Source organism: Pseudoalteromonas obscura (assembly GCF_030135505.1).
Lineage (GTDB): Bacteria > Pseudomonadota > Gammaproteobacteria > Enterobacterales > Alteromonadaceae > Pseudoalteromonas > Pseudoalteromonas obscura.
The window spans coordinates 116064-138273 of the sequence record NZ_JASJUT010000013.1 but is presented as its reverse complement, the minus strand read 5'-3'; the positions used below and the strand labels follow the sequence as shown (position 1 = coordinate 138273).

16 protein-coding genes are annotated in these 22210 nt (G+C 41.7%); 9 read left to right on the top strand and 7 right to left on the bottom strand.

What is annotated here, in order from left to right:
- The first annotated feature begins 110 nt into the window (after nt 1-110).
- The 7 genes from QNM18_RS23310 (at nt 111) to QNM18_RS23280 (ending at nt 13004) form a co-directional block, all read left to right on the top strand.
- Nucleotides 111-1202 carry a uroporphyrinogen decarboxylase/cobalamine-independent methonine synthase family protein gene (locus QNM18_RS23310; protein ID WP_211008940.1) on the top strand — a complete coding sequence of 364 codons (1092 nt, stop codon included), beginning with the start codon at nt 111-113 and terminating at the stop codon, nt 1200-1202.
- A gap of 16 nt (nt 1203-1218) precedes the next feature.
- A complete protein-coding gene (locus QNM18_RS23305; RefSeq protein ID WP_211008941.1) occupies nt 1219-2208 on the top strand; it encodes a GGDEF domain-containing protein in 990 nt (329 codons plus the stop codon).
- Between the two features lie 148 nt (nt 2209-2356).
- Nucleotides 2357-3385 carry a GGDEF domain-containing protein gene (locus tag QNM18_RS23300; RefSeq protein WP_211008942.1) on the top strand — a complete coding sequence of 343 codons (1029 nt, stop codon included), beginning with the start codon at nt 2357-2359 and terminating at the stop codon, nt 3383-3385.
- Nucleotides 3386-3514: 129 nt separating this feature from the next.
- Nucleotides 3515-6808: an exodeoxyribonuclease V subunit gamma gene (gene recC / locus QNM18_RS23295; RefSeq protein WP_284138589.1), complete on the top strand. Its 3294-nt coding sequence runs from the start codon at nt 3515-3517 to the stop codon at nt 6806-6808.
- Nucleotides 6795-10322: an exodeoxyribonuclease V subunit beta gene (recB, locus tag QNM18_RS23290; protein ID WP_284138588.1), complete on the top strand. Its 3528-nt coding sequence runs from the start codon at nt 6795-6797 to the stop codon at nt 10320-10322. The genes recC and recB overlap by 14 nt, the downstream gene beginning before the upstream one ends.
- Nucleotides 10322-12211 (top strand): exodeoxyribonuclease V subunit alpha, encoded by a 1890-nt coding sequence (gene recD / locus QNM18_RS23285; RefSeq protein WP_284138587.1) that lies wholly within the window; start codon nt 10322-10324, stop codon nt 12209-12211. Before recB ends, recD begins: the two co-directional genes overlap by 1 nt.
- A gap of 271 nt (nt 12212-12482) precedes the next feature.
- Nucleotides 12483-13004 carry an Mpo1 family 2-hydroxy fatty acid dioxygenase gene (locus QNM18_RS23280; protein WP_211008946.1) on the top strand — a complete coding sequence of 174 codons (522 nt, stop codon included), beginning with the start codon at nt 12483-12485 and terminating at the stop codon, nt 13002-13004.
- A 32-nt stretch (nt 13005-13036) separates the two neighbouring features.
- Here the strand turns inward: QNM18_RS23280 and QNM18_RS23275 are convergent, their stop codons facing one another.
- Nucleotides 13037-13993, bottom strand: coding sequence for an FHA domain-containing protein (locus QNM18_RS23275; RefSeq protein ID WP_211008947.1), 957 nt, complete (start codon nt 13991-13993; stop codon nt 13037-13039).
- 460 nt (nt 13994-14453) lie between these two features.
- On the opposite strand from QNM18_RS23275, the gene QNM18_RS23270 reads away from it, so the two are divergent.
- Nucleotides 14454-15044 (top strand): CBS domain-containing protein, encoded by a 591-nt coding sequence (locus QNM18_RS23270; protein WP_211008948.1) that lies wholly within the window; start codon nt 14454-14456, stop codon nt 15042-15044.
- A gap of 28 nt (nt 15045-15072) precedes the next feature.
- On the opposite strand, the gene QNM18_RS23265 is transcribed toward QNM18_RS23270, so the two are convergent.
- From QNM18_RS23265 to QNM18_RS23255, 3 genes are all read right to left on the bottom strand, one after another.
- On the bottom strand, nt 15073-15984 hold the full coding sequence (locus tag QNM18_RS23265; protein ID WP_284138586.1) for a M14 family metallopeptidase: 912 nt from the start codon (nt 15982-15984) through the stop codon (nt 15073-15075).
- Nucleotides 15985-16046: 62 nt separating this feature from the next.
- The gene (locus QNM18_RS23260; protein WP_284138585.1) at nt 16047-16457 is read right to left on the bottom strand and encodes a hypothetical protein; all 411 of its coding nucleotides are present in this window, start codon (nt 16455-16457) and stop codon (nt 16047-16049) included.
- A gap of 98 nt (nt 16458-16555) precedes the next feature.
- Nucleotides 16556-17377, bottom strand: a complete 822-nt coding sequence (locus QNM18_RS23255) for a hypothetical protein (RefSeq protein WP_284138584.1) — start codon at nt 17375-17377, stop codon at nt 16556-16558.
- Nucleotides 17378-17561: 184 nt separating this feature from the next.
- Here QNM18_RS23255 and QNM18_RS23250 point away from each other — a divergent pair, with 184 nt between their 5' ends.
- Nucleotides 17562-17885 (top strand): hypothetical protein, encoded by a 324-nt coding sequence (locus tag QNM18_RS23250; protein WP_284138583.1) that lies wholly within the window; start codon nt 17562-17564, stop codon nt 17883-17885.
- Between the two features lie 22 nt (nt 17886-17907).
- On the opposite strand, the gene QNM18_RS23245 is transcribed toward QNM18_RS23250, so the two are convergent.
- Genes QNM18_RS23245 through aceK form a run of 3 tightly spaced genes read right to left on the bottom strand, consistent with a single transcriptional unit; the run spans nt 17908 to nt 22054 of the window.
- On the bottom strand, nt 17908-19386 hold the full coding sequence (locus QNM18_RS23245) for a carboxypeptidase M32 (RefSeq protein ID WP_284138582.1): 1479 nt from the start codon (nt 19384-19386) through the stop codon (nt 17908-17910).
- On the bottom strand, nt 19386-20324 hold the full coding sequence (locus QNM18_RS23240; protein WP_211008954.1) for a LysR family transcriptional regulator: 939 nt from the start codon (nt 20322-20324) through the stop codon (nt 19386-19388). Before QNM18_RS23240 ends, QNM18_RS23245 begins: the two co-directional genes overlap by 1 nt.
- Nucleotides 20321-22054, bottom strand: a complete 1734-nt coding sequence (aceK, locus tag QNM18_RS23235; RefSeq protein ID WP_284138581.1) for a bifunctional isocitrate dehydrogenase kinase/phosphatase — start codon at nt 22052-22054, stop codon at nt 20321-20323. Before aceK ends, QNM18_RS23240 begins: the two co-directional genes overlap by 4 nt.
- Nucleotides 22055-22210: the final 156 nt, after the last annotated feature.

Below are 22210 nucleotides of genomic sequence, written 5' to 3'. Positions count from 1 at the left end.
AGACAAGATTACATGCAATTACACCGGGTTTTGTCGGTTAATGATTACGTGTATAGGGTTTTTGTCAGGCGCTGCTATACTTTTGATATATTGATTAGCTTTTTTCAACAATGAAAAGACCACATATTCCAACAGAACAAATAGGCTCTATCCCTCGAACAGCAGAGTTGATTGAGGCATATCAGCAGTATCGCGACGACAAAATTGATTACGATGCGTTGAATCAAATAGCGGAAGAGCACACCAAGCAAGTGCTCAATGATTTAGCTGATCTTGGTTGCAGTGTTGTGAGTGATGGTGAGCAGCGAAAATTCGATGGTTTTGCGCACTATTGTTTGCATAATTCGCCGAGATTTGGCTCGGAAGGTTTGATTGTCGATTTTTCCGATGGTCATCGGCGAGTATTCGCTCCCCATCTTAAAAAAGCACCTTTTAAATATGAAAATACAGCAGACGAGTACTTAGCATTTGCTTTGAAGCATACACACTTACCGGTTAAGCAAGCTGTGATATCACCTTCTATGTTGAGCCTAGTGTATCCAGCAAAGGGGATAGAGGGGTATAGTCATCAACAGTTTATTGAGGACCTTGTCGCGGAGCATGTCGCGGAAGTTAGACGGTGTTTGGCCTTGGGGGCGCATAAAGTACAAATTGATTTTACGGAAGCTAGATTGTCGTTAAAGCTAGATCCATCTGGCGGTATGTTGAGCGCTTTTGTTGAGCTGATTAATCGTTGTCTGAGCGCGTTTAGTGCGCAAGAAAGGCAGAAAATTGGTGTGCATACTTGTCCTGGCGCAGATATTGATGCGACGCATAGTGCGGAAATCGACTACAAATACTTGTTGCCGACATTATTTAAGATAAACGCTGGTAATTTTTACGTGGCACTTAAAGGCGAGCGTGAACCACGAAAAGTACTCAGGTTAATTGGTCAGATTATCTCGCCCGAGCAACGTGTCTTTATAGGCGTAACAAACCCGATAGACCCCATTATTGAAAAGCCCGAAGAGGTATGTGAATTGATTATTGCTGCCACCGAGTTTATCCCTATCGAACAACTTGGTACTACTGACGACTGTGGCTTTTCGCCATTTGCGGACGATGTATCTACAGGAAGAGAGATTGCCTATCAAAAGATACGCGCGCGCCTAGAAGGAACAAAAATGGCTGAACAGCAGCTATTTGAAAAGCAATGTAAGTAGACTTGGCTATAGCCTTATGAACACATTGAATCTACACGAGAGAATCGAGCAATTAGAGCAGGAATTACTAGCGCTCGAGATGGAGAACCATGAGTTAACGCAAAAGATGCTCAAAGCGCAATTTGAAGATCATAAACTTCGCGAAATTCAAAAGCTGGCGAAGGTTGGTACTTGGAGCCTGAATCACTTGAGTTACAATTTATCTTTATCAAGCGAACTCAGTATGATCCTGTTTGGAGAAGAGCAGGTACCTCAGAGTCTTTCTTGGGACAGTTTTTTACAGCTGATTGGAGGTTTAGCAGAGCAAAATATCGGTACGACTATAATGCAAGAAGTGATAATCGGAGGACAACAAAAAACCTTTGAGCACAAGATGGTCAAACCGGATGGCGAGACACTATATGTAAAACATTGCTGCGAAACATTTTACAATTCAATCGGCCAACCATTAAACTCAGTTGGTCTAATGCAAGATATCACCTTGGAAAAAATTAACGAAATAAGACTGGAGCAACTCTCTATTACTGATGAGTTAACAGGCTTAAATAATCGGCGAAAAACCAATGAAGTGCTGGTGGCTCAGCATGACCTTGTACAAAGGTACGACAGTGACTGCACCGCGATTTTGTTTGATTTAGATTTGTTCAAGCAGTTTAATGATTTATTCGGGCACCAGACGGGAGACGAAGTGCTGCAAACCGTAGCGCAAAAGATCAAAGATAATTTGCGCAGCGCAGATATATGCGGTCGTTGGGGCGGGGAAGAGTTTTTAGTTATCTGTCAGAATACGCCGGTCTCTGACGCAACTATGGTGGCTGAAAAACTACGGTGTGTCATTGCAGCAATTAACTTGTCCTGCAAAATGCCCGTCACCGCCAGCTTTGGTGTTGCCCAGTTCTCAAAAGGGGAGCCACTTCAAGCGTTTTTAAAACGTTTAGACCAAACCCTTTACACGTCTAAAAAAGCGGGGAGGGATCAAGTGAACACTTCTTTATATCAGGCTTGAGCTATTTTCTAGTAAATCCCCGTTATTACGGCAATTGGCATTGATGAAGCCGGTTTTCTGACCGATACTTAGGTTTATTGAAGTACTGCACTGCAATGCGAGTGTGGGTATCTATTTTATGTAACTGAAAACATAGAGCAGGCAAGTGATGCAAGAAGAACTATTAAATTCGGTTATTAAGATAACAAAAACGCGGGATATAGACTCACTTGAATACAGTTTATTATCTACAATTCAAGAGTTTATTAATTGTCAGCGTATTTCTGTATTTAAGATTATTCAGGGGCAAGGGCCGTGTACGGTCGAGCGTAGTCTGACACTGAGGGTACATGATGTCGGGGAGTATGAATGGTTAGACAGGGTAATCATTGACGAGCCTCATGCTGAGTTGAGTTCCTGTTTGCAATCGGCCTGTAGTATCACCATGCAGGATTCAGCAGGTACTGAGCGACGTTGGTTACCCATTGTAATCCATGAAAAAACCGCGGGTGCGATCGAAGTACAGTGCGAAGGGCTTGATAGTGCACAACAAGTGATGCTGAATGCATTTGTACGTATTTATGAGAATTATCTAACTATATTGCGTGAAAACGAGCGTGATAAACTCACCGGGTTACTTAACCGTCAAACGTTTGATAAGAAGTTAAAGCAATTACTTGAAAAGCAAATGTTGGAGCAAAATCGAGCAATTCGAGATGGCTCTGACTTGCGCTCTTTGCACCGAGGGGCGACATCGTGGTTAGCTATGGTAGATATTGATCACTTTAAAAGTGTCAATGATACCTATGGGCATGTTTGCGGCGACGAAGTGTTGTTGATCCTATCACAGCGTATGCAGGAGTTTTTCCGTTCAACAGATCTGTTGTTTCGCTTTGGTGGTGAAGAGTTTGTTATTGTATTTGAACCAACCGATTATGAGTCAATAAAACAAAGAATGGAGCAGTTTTTAAATTTAGTGAGAAAGACTTCTTTCCCATTTATTAAAAAGTTGACGGTGAGTGTCGGTCTGGCACGTATTAGCCCTTATGACTTTCCAATTACGGTGTTAGAAAATGCAGATAAAGCCTTGTACTATGCAAAGGAGCATGGGCGAGACCAAGTTGGCTTTTATGAGGATTTAATATCCCGCAAGCAAATTAAACAACATATTGAAAGCAGTGATATAGATTTGTTCTAGTGTATGCAGCGAATGTAATCGAATTTAGGTTACTCGCTGCACAAAAACGTTGTTTTCAACTTTTTTCTGTTATACCCAGCATATTTTTCTTAAACTGTTCAATCTAATCGACTTTCAGCTTAAATAAGTATGTTGCATATAATTCAATCTAACCGAATGGAGGCGTTACAGGCGCAGTTTAATACTGTAATGCAGACAGCGCCCTTATCTGATCCGTTTCAGAGAGATATTGTATTAGTTCAATCCCCCGGTATGTCGCAGTGGTTGAAAAATGGATTGAGTAAACATATTGGTGTAGCGGCTCAGGTCGATTTCCCGCTGCCTTTGAGCTTTATTTGGCGTTTGTACCAACAGTTTTTGCCCGATGTCCCATCTGAGTCGCCTTATAACAAAAACAATATGGCTTGGAAACTTTTCAATGTACTGCCAAATAAATTGGCGCAGCCACTGTATTTACCGTTATCAAACTATTTGTATGCCGACATACAGGAAGATGCACTAGCAGGCAAAGAACTGGATGGCCTAAAACTATTTACATTGTGCGAAAAAATTGCCGATGTGTACGATCAATACCTGATGTATCGTCCCGATTGGCTGTCGATATGGGAGTCTGGTACCGATCAGTTAGCTGATGTCGATGTTGAGATCGCTTCTTGGCAACCGGATTTGTGGCGCTCTTTAGTTGAATATACGCATCAACTTGGACAAAGTTCATATAATCGAGCCAATATGCATGCGCAACTGCTCACAGCTTTGGAGAATGCCTCCAGCGAAGCGCTTCCAGAGCGGATCGCCATCTTTGGTTTATCGGCTATGCCGACCAGTCAGTTAGAGGTGTTTCAAGCACTTGCCTGCAAAACAGAAGTCCTACTATTTTTCTTTAATCCCAGTGAACATTATTGGGGAGATTTAGTGGATGAAAAAACACAAGCTAAGATCCACGCAAAATATGCAAAACGACCAGAGATTGATGCTAGCCTAGATGAAGAGCAGGACTACTATAATGTGGGCAATCCGTTACTATCCTCCTGGGGCAAGCTGGGCCGGGATTACCTTGAACAATTGATACAGCTTGATGCACGTTGGCTTGATGGATTTGTTGAAGACTTTAATGATTCACTGTTGTCGCAGATCCAAAATGAAATTTATCAGCTGGCATTTAAAGGTGAGTCTTTGCAAGCGGATCCAAACTGGTTTGTAAATGAAGCTGGTAAGTTGCCTGTTTCTGAGGATGATAAAAGCATTTACTTGCAAGATTGCCACACCCCGCTGAGAGAAGTTGAATGTTTGCACGACCACCTTCTCAATCTATTTAATCAATACCCTGATCTTACGCCTAAAGATGTAATTATCATGATGCCGGATGTGGGAAGTTACAGTCCTTATATTGAAGCCGTATTTGGTAGTGCACTAGGCAAGCGGTACATCCCTTACGCTTTGGCCGACATGGCGATAGAGCAGGAAAAGCCTGTGCTGTCATCGTTTGTAACCTTAGTTAATTTGCCATTTAGCCGTTTTGGCGTTTCTGACATTTTAGATTTGTTGGCGGTGGAAGCTATTTCAAGCCGCTTTGAGCTTGAGGCATCAGAGTTTGAGCAAATTAAATATTGGCTTGACCAAGTCGTCATCAAATGGGGCTTAGATGCAAAGAATAAAGCTGACCATGGTTTACCTGAAATGCCACTCAATACTTGGCTGCATGGTTTAAATCGTTTATTACTTGGCGTAGCTAGCAGCTGTGAGGAAGCTGAGTTTAACGGCGTATACCCTGCCGATCTAGTCGAAGGAATGGCCATTAATATATTAAGTAAGTTGGTTGCTTTTGTAGAAGCGCTGGACATCGCAAAGCTGCAGCTTGCAAAAGCGGGTGACCTAGCGGAAAAATCGGAAATGTTAAGGCAGTTGCTTGGCCGTTTCTATCACCAAGATGCTGAACAAAGCTGGGATTTAATGCAGCTCCACAAAGTGATTGAAGGTATTGAAAAACATTTTGAAAACGGTGATATGCGCACTTCTATTGAGCCCAGAGTATTGGCATATTTGGTAAAGCAAGGGATCCAAGAGAAAGGGGTTGGGCAGCGATTTTTATCGGGCGCAGTGAATTTTTGTACATTGATGCCAATGCGAGCTGTGCCATTTAAAGTGGTTTGTCTGCTTGGCATGAATGATGCCGATTATCCTCGTCAAGTTCAGCCCATAGGGTTTGATCTGGTGCCAGCCTCTTCAAGGCGAAAAGGTGACCGTTCACGAAAATTAGATGATCGGTATTTGTTTTTGGAAGCACTCTTAAGTGCGAGGCTGCATTTTTATGTCAGCTATATAGGCCGCTCTTGTTTTAACAACGAAATTCAAGTGCCTTCGGTGCTAGTTAGTGAATTGTTTGAATATATAGACAGAAGCTTTTACTGTGAGGATAGCAAAGAGCCGCTCAGCATGTTGTTGAAACATCAAGCACCACTTCAGCCATTCAACTCTCTTCACTATCAATGTGGTCAGTTGCAAAGCTATAATCCCAACTGGTTATTTTTGCCCGCAGAAGAAGCGAAAAGTTCGCCGTCACCACTGATTGTAGCGCCACCAGAGGAGTTGGAACTCGCTCAACTGCTACGCGCATTTACCGCGCCACAAAGTTATTTTTATCAATCATGTTTAGGTATTAAAATAGCGCCTGCAACTGAGTATCAGGATGATACGGAGCCCTTTGCGTTAGATCCTTTAACACGTTACCAATACTTGCAAGAAATCCTCGATACTCATATCCATGAACAGGCACTTAGCACCGAGCAGATGTTGCAAAGAGGTCATTTACCACAGGCATTTGTGGGAGAGATACAATTAGAGTTATTAGAGCAGCGCGTACTGCCCATGGTAGCAATACTAAAATCGAAACTGGTGGATGCAAGTGCCCCGCAAGAGATAGCGATCTCGGTAAATGGCATTAAGATAGTCGGTTGGCTGGACAGGCTGTTTGGCAGCGAACAAATTTTTTATCGGCCTGCGAGTATTAAGGCGAAAGACAAGATCCGGGCATTTATCTATCACTTACTTGCTAATGCGACAGTTTCAGCAATGAATACGACCATTATTGGCTTAGATGAGCAGCTCACTTTTGATGCGATAGACAAACCGAGCGCATTGCAATTACTGGAAACATGGATGGTTTTTTACATGCAGTTGATCACCCAGCCAGTGCCTTTTTTCCCAGCTTCAAGTTATGCATATGCCAATACGGAGGATATTGGGAAGGCGAATGCAAAGTTTGCGGGTGGTCAATATATTGGGGTAGGAGAATCTGAAGATCCTTATGTCGCTCTTAACTTCAAAGATTTAGAGTCTTGTTTGGAGGAGTTTACGTCATTGAGTAAATCCTTACTTGGTCCAATTATAGCGTTAGAGAAGGAGCAACAACATGGAGATGCTTAACCCGGTCACCATGCCGTTGTATGGCCACAACCTAATTGAAGCCAGTGCGGGTACAGGTAAAACTTATACGATCACCGCGCTCTACCTTAGGTATTTGCTCGGTTTGGCTGAAGGCTCAGAGTCGGCATGCCTAAGTGTTGAACAAATATTAGTGGTAACTTTTACTGAAGCTGCAACTCAAGAAATTAAAGACCGAGTGAGGGCGAGGATCATCGATGCCCGTGACGCATTGTTGGGAGCTGAGTGCCAGGACCCACTGATCCCGACACTTTTGGCGCAGGTTGAAGATAAAAAAGCTGCTTTCAAATTGCTTGATGCTGCAGCAAAATCAATGGATGAAGCAGCAATTTTTACTATTCATGGCTTTTGCCAGAGAATGTTAAAGCAACATGCCTTTGAATCAAAGTTAAGCTTTAATCTTGAGTTTATCCTCGATGAGAGTGAGTTGCTCAAGACTGCTGTAGAGGATCACTGGCGAAAGTTTTTATATGCGCTAGACAAAGAGCAGACGGCTTTGGTTTTAGATCATTTCGCTCACCCTCAAAGCCTCATGAAGAAGCTTATGCCGTTGATGAACAAATCGGGTGCAACCTTGACACCTAAGGTTGATTTGGCAGATATTTTAGCGGCAAGAAAACAGTATCAGCAGCGTGCATTAACGTTTAAACGCGCAGTGCGTGAAAGTGAATTTATTGCCTGTTTAACAGGCTCAGCGCTGGCAAAAAACAAAGCGCCTGGGCGCGTTGCAAATATTAATGCCCTAGGCGATTATATCGCATCAGATGCGTGGTATTTTGAATTTGGTACGAGTAAACACTCTTTCAATTTGTGGGGCAGTGCTCAGTTAGGGGATGCGAAAAACTACAAAAAGAATGCTGAGCTCATTTCTCATGAGATGATATCGCAGTTTGACGAAATGGCGACTTTGCACCATCAGGTCAAAAATTTATTGCCTATTGCTTTGCTGCAAGACGCACTAGAACAGGTTAAATCTCTGTTGATACAGCACAAGCAAATTCAGAGTTCAATTTCTCCTGATGACCTATTGAGCAATTTATACCAAGCTTTGCAAGGTAACGCAGGTAAAGTGCTTTCTGACAAAATAATTCAGCAATTTCCGGTCGCACTCATTGATGAATTTCAAGATACAGATCCGGTTCAGTATGGTATTTTTAGCGCGATCTATCGCCAACAAGACGCCACTGCTCTCACTATGATCGGCGACCCCAAGCAAGCAATTTATGGGTTCCGCGGCGCAGATATTTTCACTTATATCAAGGCCAAGCAAGCCGTCGATGCAAGCCGACACTTTACCCTAGCAAAAAATTACCGCTCTGCGAAATCAGTAGTTGATAGCGTGAATACGATTTTTACTCAACATGACAGTAGTTTTATTTTCAATGACGACATTCCATTTTATTCGGTAGATGCTCAAGGCAAATCAGCACACCAGTCGCTGTCTGACGACCAAGACAGTGTACTGAATTTTTGTGTCTATGACAGCGCAGGTGAAGTAACAAGTAAAGTGCAAGCACAACAAGCACTTGCACAAACATTTTCAGCTAAAATAGCCACCTTGCTATCACGGGCGAAGAATAACTTAGCCATGATTGGTGAGGACCCAATAAAGGCCGCTGATATATGCGTATTAGTAAGAGACAGAAATGAAGCCGCAATTATGAAACAGGCGTTACAGGCCAGCGGTGTTAGTGCGGTTTATCTAGCACGAGATAGCGTATACGGCCAGCCTGTTGCGAACGCATTAAATCAATTGCTACACGTGTTGCACGGAGCCTATGACGAAGCCGCGCTACGCGGCGTATTGGTGAGTCCGCTATTTTCACTTAACTATGAAGAGGTTTATGTCCTTGCTCAAAGCGAACAACAATGGCAGGGCTATTTGGATTTTTTTGCCGAGCTAAAGCGTGTGTGGTACCAAAGCGGTGCGATGGCGATGTTAGAAAAGCTCATGGTTCACAATCAGCTCGCCAATATTTGGCGCGAAAATGGCTATGAAGTTGAGCGTTGGCTGACTGATTATCGCCATTTAGCGGAACTGTTGCAGCACAAGCAAATTGAGTTAGAAGGGGCCCAGCGTGTCTTAAGGTGGTTAAGTATCCAATGCGCCGAAGCGACTCTAGATGGGGCACAGTTGAGGCTTGAAAGTGACGCCAATTTGGTGAAAATTGTAACTATGCATGCGTCTAAAGGCTTGGAATATCCGATTGTTTATATGCCATTTGCTGTAGGGTATCGTGAGCCCAGTGAAGTTGTTTACCATCAGGGCGATACCCTAATTATCGATCTTGATGCCGATGATAGTGCGGTGCATGCTGCGTCAAAAGAGCGTCTGGCAGAAGATATAAGGTTGCTCTATGTCGCATTGACTCGTGCTGTACATTATTGTGAGTTGGGGCTGTATAACATTGCATTGGGGCGTAGCAAAAAACTTGGGATTGGTCAGACTGCGCTTGGTTTTGCACTATTTGGCCGCTGTGATTTTAAAGAAGCGCAGCAGTGGCACCAAGCGCTGGAACAGATTTGCCAATTACACCCAGCAATGTCGATGGAAATATTTGACGATCCCCAAATAGCTCATTTTGGTGAAGAGCAGGAACAATCTTCTTTTGAACTCACGGTAAAAGAGCAGCCAACCGCCATAGAAACCAATTGGCGTACAACGAGCTTTAGTCAGTTAAGTTATCATGCTCATCATGATGGTAGGCCTGCAGGCGCGTTAGATGAACATCATGAGTTAGACCTCCCAAGGATGGTACAAACACCAGTCAAATCACCTTACAGCTTTGTTAAAGGCGCAAAGGCAGGTAGTTGTTTGCATGAGATCTACGAGCAAATAGATTTTACGTCTCCTCATCACCCAGTTGCAGAAGGAAAATTGCCGCTGAATGAAGTGGTAGAAAATTGCCTGGATAAATATCACATAGATTTACAATGGTTGGACTGTGTGGTTTTGTGGGTGCAAGAGAGTTTGGCCTGCCCTCTCAATGCCCAAGGTGACTTATCGCTTAGTCAATTGACAGCTGATAACTGTCTGGTTGAAATGGAATTTCACTTACCGCTCATGGCGTTAAAATCAAGTCAACTCAACAAAGTGCTTAGCGATATTACCGGTCAGCCAAGTTACTTGCAGTTTGATGAGGTGGTAGGCATGCTAAAAGGCTTTATTGATTTGATCTTCAGATGGCAAGGGAAATACTTTGTCTTAGACTATAAATCGAACTATTTGGGTGATGAATTACATGACTACAATGATGAAAACTTGTTGTCAGCCATGACATCACATCAATACCATTTACAGTATCTGATATACAGTGTTGCTTTACACCGTTTGCTGAAATACCGCATTGCTGATTACTCTATCAAAACCCACATGGGTGGAGTCTATTATTTATTTTTAAGAGCACTGCCTGAAGGGGGAGGGGTATACTTCAAAGAACTGACGGAGCAAGAGTTACTGTCGCTGGATGCGCTTTTTGAGCAGGAGGCCAGATAATGTCTCAGTTTTCGTTAGATTTCTCGGTGGATAACTTTGACGACACACTTTTTTTAGATGTGTTATTAGAGCAACGCAAAGTCAGAAGCGTCGATATCGCCCTTGCGAAGCTGTTGTGTGATTCACAATTTGACGATGTTTTTTACCTTATTTTGCTGCTATTAAAAGCTGAACAAAATCAACATAGTTGTTTAGTTTTGAATGATATAGACTGGTTTAATCCATTTGAATTAAGCCTAGAGAAAATGGAACAGACTATCGAATTGACTCCCTTTAAAGACAAGTTAAACGCTCTGGAGTCACTGCATTCACACCCGGCAGTGGGTGATGATAAACCGATAGTCATTTTTAATGAGCAGCTCTATTTGGCGCGTTTAGCAAACTATGAGGCGTTTTTAGCAAACCGGTTTACGTCACTCGCGAAACGAAAAATTGATTTAGATCTCTCTCAATTAAAGCGATTGCTAAATGTGTACTTTCCAGATGAGCAAGGGCAGATGATTGATTGGCAAAAGGTTGCATGTGCAATCGCAGCATCAAGTGCATTTTGTGTCATTACCGGAGGGCCTGGGACTGGCAAAACGACAACCGTAACAAAACTATTGGCTATTTTACAATCTTTGTATGCTACAGCACCTTTGAATATCAAATTGGTCGCGCCAACAGGTAAGGCTGCGGCCAGGCTCAGTGAATCGATAATTGGCGCAAAGGGAAGACTGGACTTAGCCCCAGAGTTGGCTGAACTTATCCCCGAGCATGCACAAACAATTCATCGTTTGCTGGGGGTTATACCCAACAGCAATAAATATAGATACCACGAAAAAAACCCACTACACCTAGATCTGTTGATTGTTGACGAAGCTTCGATGGTTGATCTTTCATTGATGAGCAAATTGGTCGCAGCATTGCCAGAAGGGGCTAGGATGTATCTTTTGGGAGACAAAGATCAGCTGGCTTCAGTCGATACAGGATGTATTCTTAACGACTTATGTGCTGACTTACAGTTAGGTCAAAATCCCAAATACTCTTCACAACGCGCTGATCTGCTAAATCAAGCGTGCTTTGATGGTGAAAAAAAACTATCAGGTGCGAGTAGCAAATTTGTGCTGCAAGACGTGATGGCATTTTTACAGCAGAGCCATCGTTTTAAGAGTGACAGCGGTATTGGTCAGCTTGCCGCCGCGGTGAATAACAATGACCAAAATCATCTCGACTGGGTTATCCAGCAGGGGTTTGATGAACTGAGTTTGTACAGTTTATCAAATGAGTCATACCTGAAGATGATTGAAGGTGCAGCTACCGCTTATAGCGTGTACCTAAGAGCCATAAAAGATGGTGCAGCGACTGAGCAAATACATCAGCTATTCTCAGAGTATCAATTGCTTGCAGCGGTCAGAGAGGGTCCGTATGGCGTTAATGAGCTCAATAAGCGTATTGAACACAAGCTAGCACAGCAAAACCTGATCCGTCCTTATAGCCGTTATTACGCGGGTATGCCGTTGATGGTTACGCAGAATGACTATCAACTTAAGCTTTTTAATGGTGATATTGGTATTATTTTACCAGACAGCAGTGGTCAGCTATTTGCAACATTTATTGATGAACAAGGTAATCTTAGATCAATCAATCCGGCACGTTTGCCTAGCCATGACTTAGTTTATGTGATGACAATTCATAAGTCGCAAGGTTCTGAATTTAGTTATACAGCAATGATTTTGCCGCCAATTCAAAGAGCTCGTCAGGGCATTAATCGGCAATTGGTTTATACGGGGATCACGCGTGCAAAACATCATTTTGAATTGATTTGCCAGCCACAAGTACTGCGACTAGCAATGAATAAATCTGTGGGGCGAAGCTCAGGGTTACGCCCTAGGTTGCTAAATGATTAATTTTTTGTTTTTTATTTGTTTCGTTGTGATATTGGGCTATGGTTATGTCTAAAGCAGACAGAGATTAAACGCGCTGCTTTTTATTGCCCAGTGAATGTGCCGCCAAAGTCGTAGGCGGCCTTTTTTATTATGTACATCATGGTTTTCCTAAATCTTGTTTGCCTCGCATGTGTAAATAGAAACTGTCTATTTTAAACCCAGTCTTTTATTGACTTTTTGACTTTTATAGCGCTAGATAAAGTTAAAGTATTTACTCTTATTGAGAATCGCTATGAAAAGCTTAGAAGCGCATTTAGTGCAATATGCACTCTATCACAGAGATAAGCGCAATATTAGAACGCATCTTGTTGGCGTGCCGTTAATTGTGTTTGCGGTGATCATGCTGACTTACATACCGCTATTTGAGTTTAACCAATTTGAAGTGACGCTGTCGGCCATTTTAATCGGTGTTGTTGGTGCCTATTATCTTTATTTATCAGCTTGGCTGGGACTAATCATGATAGCACTTTTGGCGACGGGCTACATGTTAACGACATTACTCAGTAGCCAAATAATGTTGTTTGGAGTGTCTATGAGTGGGTTCTATACAATCGGTGCCGGTATTTTCTTGTTTGGTTGGATGGTGCAGTTCATTGGTCATCACTTTGAAGGAAAAAAACCAGCGTTTGTCGATGACTTAATGGGGTTGTTGATTGGCCCAATGTTTGTATTAGTTGAAGTACTTTTTAAATTCGGATGTATGAAGCACTTAGAAACGCAAATTCTGGCACAGGCAGGAGCCTATAGAAATTAACTGATAGGAACCTGCTGTGTATTGTAAGGTGCTTACAAGCTGATGCGTGTTTCTAGCTGAGCACCTTTTAAAATTGTTACGTCTTGACAGTTCAAACGTAACTGCCCATTGTTAGTTTCAATGATATAGCCAGCCTCTGGAGCCTTTTCAGGAGAAGCTTCACTTAATTGTTTGCGGGCACGGTGAACCATGATGTTCATATGGTTCATTTGAATACCTAGCTTTTTGGCAAGATCTTCTCTATAGATCCAGCCCTGATACTCAGGATCAACGCCAGATTGCTTATCTTCAATTCTAAGTCTTGCCAAAAGTAGGAGCAAGTAATGATGGCTGCGACTGCCTAAACTGAACTCTTCCCCTTCGATATGTAAAGAGAGCTCGGTTTTTTCTTCATCTAAGCTTACTGCAAAGCTAAGTGCCAATGACTTGACCGCAGGTTGTTGTTCCAAGTGTTTGGTCATGGTTGAGATGCCAGCGCAATAAAATAACCACTGCTCTCCAAATAGGTTGGTTATCCCACCATCGATGAGTGCTTGCCTATCGGAAGTATTTAGATCTTCTAAAAACCAGTAGTTAAGCAAATTATCGTAGTACACGATATGTGTTGCTTCCTCTTCATTGGGCAGAAGCATTTGATTTTCAATTTCAATGACATGATTGCGGTTATTCTGTGAGACAAAATATTGGCAATTTGCATTTAAACTGCCAACGACAAAGGAGTTTTGGCCAGGTGCCGCAAAGTCAATTTTATCATTTTCAGACAGTTGGTATGGGAGGTTTTTGTCAATTTTTCGGTCATTTATCCAAATGCCGTTGGTACTTACATCGCGAATGAGCCAGTTATCATTTGTGTACTCGATGATAGCGTGGTGTCTCGAAATTCCTGGTTTATCTAAAAATGTATCCACATTGAATTTAAAGCGCCCAAAAGTGTGATAACTTTTAAGATAAATTTTTTCGAGCTTTAGCTCATCGATTAAGTAAGCCATAGATTTTCCTAAATTTCCGTATATTTGCTAAAGGCTAGCATCACGTAGTTGTTGCAGAAATTTTACCTGATAAATGGAGTAAATCACCAGCAAAAAGTCTCTTTATCCGTGAGAGTTGCAATGGTTACTCGTCATTGCATATGCCGCTCAGTTCGGCAATATGTATTCATAATGTCACCTCTCAAACGAAATAGCATTATAAAAAGTGGGCCCACCTAAATGGGCACCATTAAAGGGAAATCTGCAATTTTGAGTGTCTTATAATAGCCTGTATATGTCTTTGTTTAAGTGCTCTAACTTATAAAATGTAGTTTACAAAGAATAACTTAATTTATCTATTACAGGGGATTACAGCACTTTTAGATGGTATGAGCGTACCTTTAATCTTCCTTGCGATCCCTTAAACAATAGACCATTCTTTTTAATTAAAGGCAATAATTAAGTCCACAAGAGGTGGTTTATGAGTGAGTTTAAATTGCTAAACACAACTAAGCTGGAAGGGATATATCAGTTTTGTGAGCATTACGAGGGAAACCCTTTATCAATTTTTAGTCCGGCAGAGCAGGTTGTAACAGACTTTTCTCGTCGTCATCCACAGATGATTTTAAAAGATGTCGATATTGATCATGCATTATTTATGATGGTGAATGGGCATGTTCGATGTAAGTTAGTAATCGATCATGATGACACGTTTGTTGGTGTAGTGAATTCAAAAGATTTAACAGGACGAAAGATATTAACCACAGCGCAAAAACGCAATGTGTCGCGTTCAGATCTGACAGTCGAAGATGTAATGACCAAAAAAAGTGAGTTACACGCGATGTTTTACGAGTGTGTCACAGATGCAAGAATAGGCGATATACTGGAAACGTTGAAAGAGCTGGGTCATCAACATGTTTTACTTATGGATCGCAACCAAGTATTGCGAGGCATGATTTCGGCTTCTGACATTGCTCGCGCGTTGCATATCCCGGTCAATATTTTGCAGAAGGCACATTCATTTAAAGAGATCTTTGAAATTATTTATGAACATGGAGAGGTAACGGCTTAAGTGCAAGCCGTTACATTTAAAAAGTATTTTACAGGTTTTTAAGGTATTGAATGACACCAAGTATTGCGGCAACTTGTCCATCAATACACTCTTGTTCACAAGTGTTGGCACTATCTGGGTACACTTCAGTCGTTGTGACATAAGGCGCATTGGTTAAACCCATGCACAGCCCTAATGTGGTGGCGTCATAGTTGATAACACCAAATTGCTCGATGTCTACGCCAATTAATTGGGCGTTGTCATCAGCATCAGCGATATGCGTCACCTTTTGCACTTGGTTTATTACACACTTTTGAAAATCCGGTTCTGGTTTTTGTGTATGACCAACCAAATAGAAACCGTCAGGTATATTCCAATTATTATTTATTTTACCATCTCGTGCCGCAAGAGCTGGGCGAAACTCGCTATTGTCCGTATCTGTCGTTTCATGAAGATCAATATGAGCAATGATGTTGCCAGCATATTGATTTACATAGTGCATAGCATACAGTGACTCTTGTGCTGGACTATCACTATAAAAGGAGCGATTTGGATCGATTGCGTTGGGATTCCATCTGTTAATGGTTTCAAAGCCCCACGGACTAATACAAGGTAAAATTAAAAAGTTAAAATGATCTGTAAAAAGTGTCATGTGGTGTTGTGCAAATGCCAGAGCTCCCATCACACCACTGGTTTCATAACCATGTACACCGCCAGTGACCAATATTGTAGGCAGTTCAGTGTTGGCATTTTTATTTTTAATTGCCAACAAAGGATAAGTTCTAGATTGATAATCTAGAGTTCCATATTCTTCTATATCGCATAGTTTGCTCAGCGCTTGTATCTCAGCTAAAACGAGTTCGCTATATGAACGTTTGATAGATTGAGATTCGAGCCAGAGGCTCTTCTCTGCTTCTCCCCACGGGGTCCCTGCTGTGCCAATTGGATATTGCTGTGACATTACTTAATTCTCTATGACCTTTTTGGAGCATCCTAAGTAGTTTACATATCAATGGCAACCTTTTAAGCCAGATAGCCAAGTTGAGCGAGTGATCTCTTCTGCGCTTTGGTAATTTTAAATGCAAGCAGTGTGATTTTCGTATCGATCAAATGTATTTGGATAACTTTAAGGCCCAATATACTGCGAGTTGATAATTTATGGATCTCTTCAGATGGGACGAACTTTCGAGTACCAAAGAGGTTAAAGTATGAGAATCCTTGGTTGCAAATAGTGACTTTATTTTGACCAGACAAAGCCAGCATAAAGTGTATAAACGCCATGACTATTGCTGTAATTGCAATTGTGAATTGTGCGGCAGCTAACAGAGATAATTGCATCTCTAAAAATAGTTTGGCTGCACTGAGTAACGCCAAAGATACCAGCATAACAATAACATAGAATATAAAATTGACCTGAAGTCTAAGCTCTTTCATTCTTGATCCCTATTGGTGAGTTTTCAACGTGGGAACAATATTGGAACAAAGTGGAGAAAATATGAATCTGAGTAGAAACTACTAAAAATACGATTTTTCTAGGGTATTTCGCGCCATTTATCAACCAAAACGTTTAGAAACCCGCAATTTCTATATGAACTCTCTATAAATTTTGAAGCTCTGAGTTGTTTTATTCCCATTTCTAACGCATTAAAAATCGCTTGACTATGTTGGTGCTTTTTACTTACGACGAAGTGGCGGCTATCTTGTAAGGCAACTTTAATCCCTTGAATAGCTTCAACACTATAGCCTTTCCCCGTGTATTTAAATGGCGTTTTATTGTTGAATGGAATGAGCATAATATCAACCCAGCCATTGCTGACTAGACGCGCCATGATTGTCCAGTCTGTTTCATTAAATAGCTGTTTAGGGGATAGTAATTGAATCGTTGACCAGTCGACAGCCCAATCTTTATTGCTGATCACTGTGACCTTTGAAAAATCAGAGTCTATTTTACTACCTAGTTCCTCAACGCGGTGAGACGCAGTATAAACCCCGGCAAAGTATTCTCCTTTTCTAATTATGGGAGAGGAGATATAGACATCATCGCTGAGTTCTTGTGTGCTCGAATACCAAAGAGTATCGACACTGATCACTGATAAGCCAGATTGCAATAAGATTTCTTCGCGTTCTTCATGGTCAATCATAAAGAATTTCAGAGACACCCGAGCTTTGCCAATTTGAAGTGCTTTTTGAATGAGGAGTAAGTCTACCACATCTCTTTGGCATAGAGGGTGTGAGAATATATCGGGGGTGATATCCTCAATTGTTCGGTTGTTTAAAATGCTTTTTGCATACTTGTAGATATCTCTATCAACAGGTACAGGTATTTCTTCACGTGCAGATGCCGAGTTGCACATGAGCCAAATTATCAATGAAATGATTAAATATTGCCTGGACATTGTTTGCCATTTGAGTTGCCCAATTTTAAGGCTAGTGCATGGACATCAACTTGTATATTTTTTAAGTGACAATAAGGATGTAGTTTTATATGTTCAGTAATACAGTCTTAAATAGCTGGCCGTCAAATTGAAGGAGTCGAGAATGAAATTCGAACAATTACAAAAAGAATCACTACTTGATATTGCACTCATGTCGCAGTGCGTTTGCGGAGAAATTACTCCCAGCGAGTTGAGTCATGTATTGCAGTGGGCTAACTCATTGCATTGGAGTGCAACTGTTTCGTTAAATGAGTACGTAGATAATTCCATAAGTAAATGTTTACTAGCGCTTAGAGGCGATAGATTAGAGAGCTTCATTGAGTATCGTATGCAACAAATTGAGGATGCACCACTGAAGGAAACTGCTCAGTTTTTAGTAAATAAAATACAGGCGGCAAAATTAGAGAGCAATGAAGCTAATGCCTAAATGCTAGGCATTAGCTCAATTGTTAAGCTTTACAGTAACGGTGCTGAAGGTGGGATTTAAATATGCTGACGTCCAAACCTGTACCAGTTGCTTGAACCATTAAATCTTGAGTCGAGAGCAGGCTGGCTTTTTGCCATATTTGGGTGTTTAACCAATCATAAATCGGCTTGAGGTCTCGACTGTTGATCTGTTGAGGAATATTGATGGTTTTGGCCATTGTATGTTTGAACTGTGCCGCATACATGGCACCTAGAGTGTAACTCGGGAAGTAGCCAAAGCTGCCGTCAGTCCAATGAATATCCTGCATACAACCATCTTTGTAATTGTCTTTGGTAGAAATACCCAAAAGCTGTGACATTTTTAGGTCCCACAGCTGCGGAATATCTTTACTTTGGATGTCGCCGTTAATCAAATCTCGTTCAATTTCATAACGTAAAATAACATGTGCAGGATAGGTGACTTCATCTGCATCTACACGGATCAAGCTTGGTTCAACACGCTGTAATTGTGCTATTAAATTTTGTGTTTTATTAATTGCTGCATACTTTGGGAAGTAGTGGCTTGCTCGATCGCTCAATAAGGCAATAAACTCTGGGCTTCTTGCAATTTGCATTTCATAAAAGAGAGATTGAGATTCATGAATAGCCATTGAGCGAGCCTTACCGACTGGTAACTTTGCGAGTGACTGAGGTAAGTTTTGTTCATAGCATGCATGTCCGGTTTCGTGGATCACGCCCATCATGGCATTGACAAATTCACTTTCACCATAGCGTGTAGTGATTCGCGTATCTTGGCTGGTACCACCACAAAAAGGGTGCACGCTAGTATCCAATCGGCCATGATTAAAGTTAAAACCAAGTAGTGCCATGAGCTCATGGGCGAGCAATTCTTGCTGCTCTACAGGATATTGAGCTGTGTGGTTAGGCGAGTAATCTTGTGCTGCGGTTTGAATCATTTGAGGCAACCAAGTAGCGACATCACCAAATAGCTGGTTAAGCTGCGTGCTGCACATTCCCGGCTCATAGATGTCTAGCATGGCATCATAGGGGGTCATTCTGGATGATGAAGCTCTGATCTGAGCTTCTTCTTGGCTCAAAGCAACCACAGGTTCAAAATTTTTTAGAAAGCCATGCCAGTCATTCTCTTGTCGTTGTATGCGCCATTGATGCTCGCACTTAGCGCCAGCTAGGCTTTTGGCTTTTACTAGTTCAGCTGGTAATACGGTTTGTAGCTGCCACGTTCTGTGCATTTCTTTGACACTTGCCTGTTGCGTCGTGTCCAAATTTTCATCTTTGGCAAGTTCAAACAGCTCGGCCAAATGAGGCGCAGTATGTAATTTATGAAGGTGAACCGCGAGCTCCGCCATTGCCTCGGCACGGCTATCTGCTCCCCCAGAAGGCATAAAAGTGGCTTGATCCCAGCTGCAAATTGCTCTGAGATGTTCAAAATTATCAATGGATTGGTAATGCTCTACAAGCTTTTTATAACTTTGCGTTGCCATTATTTAATTTCCTCGGCGACTTCTGCAATTTTCTGCCTTAACCAAACATGGCTTGCGTCCCTATGCAACAACGGGCTCCAAATCATATCTAGCTCAAATGGTGGGATTGGAAAAGGTGGTTCTAAAACGGCGAGTGAAGCGTCATCTCGATAAATATTGGCGGCTTTTGAGGGCAGTGTAGCAATTAAATTTTGCTCTTTTGCCAAGTGAATAGCGACATGATAATTACGCGTAAAAGTGGCAATATTTCTATGTTTGCCAAAGTTGGCCAAAGCTTCATCAACCCAGCCAAGTTTTTGCACATCTTCGGGGTTCATACCAACGCCAACGCCAAACCCTGTTTTACTTACCCAAATATGCCGTGCATTCAAATAGGCTTCTAATGTAAAGTCTTCTTTAATTGGATTATCTGATTTGACCAAGCAGCTAAAACTATCTTTCCAGATTTGTTTATGATGAAAAGATTGTGGTAGGTTTTCGAAACGGTTGATGGCCATATCTACTTTGCCATTTTCAACATCATGGAATGTTACGTCACTGGGCGTAAGTATATCGAGAGTTGTGTCAGGTGCCTCATTGTGTAGTTTCGCCAGCAGCTTTGGTGCCAAAGTGCTCGCAGCATAATCACTGGCCATAATTCGAAATACACGTTTACTTTGACTGGCTTCAAACTCTCTATTCGGTGCTAGCGTTTCTTCTAGAGTCATTAAAATACCGCGAATAACAGGTTGCAGCTCCAAAGCACGCTCTGTAGGCACCATTCCCTCACTGGTACGCACTAAAATGGGGTCATTGAATAAGTTTCGTAGCCGTTTTAGACCATTACTCATGGCTGGTTGTGTGATACTTAATTGATTGGCTGCACGCGTGACATTGCACTCTCGGAGAAGAGTATCCAAGTATACAAGCAAGTTAAGGTCAATTTTACTAATGTTCACAATGTTCCTTTCTTGTTATTGTGATTTCCAAACCGCTGGCATTGCGGATATGGATAAACGTGTTTTGTGATGTGTTGTCGTATGTCCCTTTGCATTTTTTGCCAATATGATGGCAACAAAAGCTCAGGGTGGAAGCGCTCAAATACCGCTTTGAGTTTAGGGTTTGTCAGCACAAATGTACACATTTGCTCTGGAAATACATCATTTGGTGCGCATGATGGTAAGCTTTGCCCCGAATACAAGTCATCAAGTGATGTTTTGGGCAATGGCTTGAATGTCATATCGGTGAGGTATTGTACTTCATCATAATCATAAAATATCACTCTATTATGACGGCTGACACCAAAGTTTTTTAACAGCATATCACCAGGGAAAATGTTTACCGACAGCATTTCTTTAATGGCATCACCGTAATCTCTAATAGCATGCTCAATTTGCTCGTCAGAGGCACTTTGTAAAAAAAGGTTGAGCGGGGTTATTCGTCGCTCGATATACATGTGCTTAATAATAATAAAGTCATCTTCTTGTGTAATATTGCTGGCGATTTTGCTTTCTATTTGTTGCAGCAGCATCGGTTCTATCAGCGCTTTTGGAATAACCACATTGGAGTACTCGAGTGTATCAGCCATTCTACCGACTCTGTCATGGTTTTTTACTAGCTGGTACCTTGCTAGTACAGTCTCTTTACCAAAGGGCTTGCTTGGTGAAAATTCATCTTTTATTACTTTGAATACATAAGGAAAAGAGGGCAGGGTGAATACAAGCATTACCATGCCAGGAGTACCAGGTGCGATAGAAAACTGCTCGTTGTTATTTTCTTGGTGGTTTAGAAAGTCTCGATAGAACTCGGTTTTACCGTGTTTGTGAAAGCCTATTGAGTTGTAGAGTTCCGCTCTGGTTTTACTTGGCATTAATTGGTTTAAAAAGCTCACCATTGCTGAAGGTGCGTGGGTTTCTACAAGGAAATAAGCGCGAGCAAAACCAAAGATCAGGCTCATTTGCGATGCATTGGTGATCAACGCATCTATTTTTAGCTTGCCATTTGGGTGGTGCAGCAATGCGATGATAAATGGCTGTACGCCTGAGCAAGAGACAACTCTTCCAACAATATAGGCACTCTTGTTACGGTAAAATGGCGATTTTAAGATATCAAATCGCATTCTGAAATGCTGGTGGTGAGTATTCGGTGCTTGTTTTAAAAAGGCTTTTTGTAATTGGCGAATATCTTGGCTCAGGTCCTGAAATTCAGCCTGCAGTTCTGCATCAGCAAACATTTGTTCTATGGTTTTTCTCATCCCTTCCAAAACAGGAAAGTAACTGCGGTATTCAGCTTCAACAGGCAAAAGTGGCTCGCCCTGCTTTGTGCTAGATACAAAGATAAAGTCATTATTGAAATAGCTATGATGAAAAAGATGGCAAAAGACTGAATTATAAAAGGTTTCCGCGAGTTCGGCTTGTGGGTGAAAAGTCAAAATTTGAATGTAGGCCTGTTTTACTTGGTGCCACAAATTGTCGCAAATATGGTTTGAAGGGAATTGCAGCTTTAAAATGTTGACTGTTTCTTGCACTCGCTGATCATAGTGGCTAATTCTAGACTTACTTATTCTTTCTATGGTGGCCCACTGTTGTGAAATGAAGGCTTGTGGAACTTGTACCGTCATATTCTGAAACAGAGTATAGTGCTTTTTAAACCCGGAAATAATTAAAAAAGCGATATCTTGAGGGTCCATAAGTTATCCTTTTACGGTATAAAACATCCTATTATTAATCGTTATTAGGTGTACCTATGCAGGATGTGAAGCTAAATTATCAAGCATATTTGCTTTGATATTGTCCATACTTTAGCTTGGAACATTATGATTTGGCAAATATGAAAGGGGAGTGTC